The sequence below is a fragment of the Endozoicomonas sp. SESOKO3 genome (assembly GCF_024606255.1).
In genome coordinates, this window is sequence record NZ_JAHHPR010000238.1 from 1 (window position 1) to 2,189 (window position 2,189).

The window sequence follows — 2,189 nt, forward strand, 5'->3', positions numbered from 1 at the left end:
GTAGAATAGCTAAGAACGATATACCCCCGTTCAGCGAGCGTTGCAGCCTGCTGCAGGTACTGGTACTCATTCATCCCCCAACTATTAATAAATACGACAGCGGGGGCGGACCCGCTTAGTGAGGTGGGAACAAAGATATTAGCAGTCAGTTCTGTACCATCATTGGTCAGAATGACAATATCATCATCGGTGGTGTAGCGGTCAGACTCTGGAAATTGTCCATTGTTCAGCAATCCGGCAGCAAACTGAAACAGTGGCTGTTCGGATGCGAGGGAATGGAGTGGGAAGAGAGACAGTGCCAGATTGAGAACCAGCAGCTTAACTAGCCGTTTCGACATTGAGTTACCTTTTTTATTATTTTTATGTTGTTTCACCCACAATTGAATCTTGACGATTGTCATTGTGTTTCAAAAGGGTGCAATGTGATCATACACAGGTTTTAAGTGAGTGTGTATTAACTTGTGGGTGTTTCAGGCAAAAGATGACAAACAGTTTACAGAAACTGAAATGAAGGCCTACCGGTTTAAACGCGAGAAGGTTCAACTGGAAAAAACATACTTTTCCCGCTTCACCTGTCTTGGAGCAAAACCCAACGCTGTCAGTTCTGCGGATGCGTCGTCAATCATGGCAGGGTTGCCACACAAGTAAACGAGGTCTTTTTCCGGGGAAAGATTCAGTTGTGGGAACTGGTTCTGGAGATAACCCGGGTATTCGTTGGCGGAGGTGTCCAGTGACTTTTCTCTGCTGTAGCAGGCCCTGTATTCTATGGATCCGGATGAGTCAGCAAGATGCCGAAAATCCTGCTCGTAAATCATATCGGCCCTGTGTCTTACACCCATCATGACCAGAATTCGGGTGCCTTCGTCGGCCAGCTTTTTCAGTGCAGGTATCATAGCCCGGTACGGAGCAACGCCTGTTCCGGTACCAACGAGTATGATTCGACCATCGTACTTTTCCGGTGCAGTGAGAACCCCGAAAGGCCCACCAATGGACAATTCCAGACCCGGTTCTGCTTCGCTGAACAGAGCAGAGGCAGTCCCTCCCTTCACAAAGCTGATGGCTATCTCAAGCTGTTGAGAGCTTCGAAAAGACTCGGGCGAATTGCTGATGCTGTAACTTCTTTTATAGTCCTGACCCTGAAAAGAAAAGTGCAACTGCACAAATTGTCCGGGCTGATAGTCGAACCCGGCCTCCAGTCTGAAGTCTAACTGCACAGTATTCTCGCTGAGCTGATGCTTGGCTGTCAGGGTTGCAGGATAGAGTGGGCGTGGCATTTTGAACTCCTTGTTCGTCTTAAATAGGAACTCATTAATCTGTCTCGGGGATTTCCATTAATATTTTAATATCAACGGATCGTGATTTTGTCTGAAGTGTCCTGAGGACGAGCTTTTTCAGAGTAAGCGCATCCAAAACCCACGCCCTACCACTCTTATCCCCACTGATAAATCATAAGCCTCAAGTCTACAAGGAGGCAAATAGGTCACCCGGGCACTGCCTCAGAGAGAAGTGGCAGCAACACTTTCAATTCTGGCGTGATTGCGGACTAAGCCAGAGCGCTCAGTAAGGGACAATTTCGTAACGAATCTTGATATAAAAGGAGAGTGGGGACTCAGGTGTAACTGCAAGCTTATTAACTCAAGCTGAATGGTTCCCGCCTTTGCGACAGCCTCCTTCGCGGGAATGACGACCTGCTGCTTAGCGACCATCATGATGTTGATTTTGAACAGGCCAAAGTCCCGGTTGGTGCGATCCGGACAGACAACCTGGTTCCCTTCGGGCACCATCCAGTCAACGACCATTCTGGCAATATCATCAAGCTCCCTGCTACTCAGGGCAAAGAAGCGCTTTAGACGCTTACGCCTGGAGTCGATCTCGGTACCGTGCCCCACAGTTCGGGCAATACGGGACAGGTTGACTGACCCCATCTGGATGAGGCCAAAAATAACCAGCGCAATAAGATCAATGCGGGATTGATGCCAGCCAAGAGAGATTTTAAGATGCTTTGCCAGTGAATGGGTGTGTTGCACGAAGTGAGAACAACAACTGGCAGGGGTGCTCCAGTATGGTTCAGTCGAACAAGATGCATACGTCTTAAAGCGTCTGTTCGTCGGGAATAACTGGCCAGGATTAGCTGTGCATTTGATAACGGCGATTTGGAAGCCCATCCCTACAAACCGCCGTTCTGGCTG

The 2,189-nt window shown here is 48.7% G+C and carries 3 protein-coding genes; all 3 read right to left on the reverse strand.

Annotated features, from left to right (window positions below):
- A partial coding sequence (locus KDK18_RS04305) for a CocE/NonD family hydrolase (RefSeq protein WP_257253458.1) occupies nt 1-338 on the reverse strand: 338 nt, incomplete at its 3' end.
- A gap of 201 nt (nt 339-539) precedes the next feature.
- Nucleotides 540-1,274 carry an FAD-binding oxidoreductase gene (locus KDK18_RS04310; RefSeq protein WP_257253461.1) on the reverse strand — a complete coding sequence of 245 codons (735 nt, stop codon included), beginning with the start codon at nt 1,272-1,274 and terminating at the stop codon, nt 540-542.
- A 222-nt stretch (nt 1,275-1,496) separates the two neighbouring features.
- Nucleotides 1,497-2,189, reverse strand: a 693-nt coding sequence (locus KDK18_RS04315) for a hypothetical protein (RefSeq protein WP_257253462.1), incomplete at its 5' end; no start/stop codon positions are given.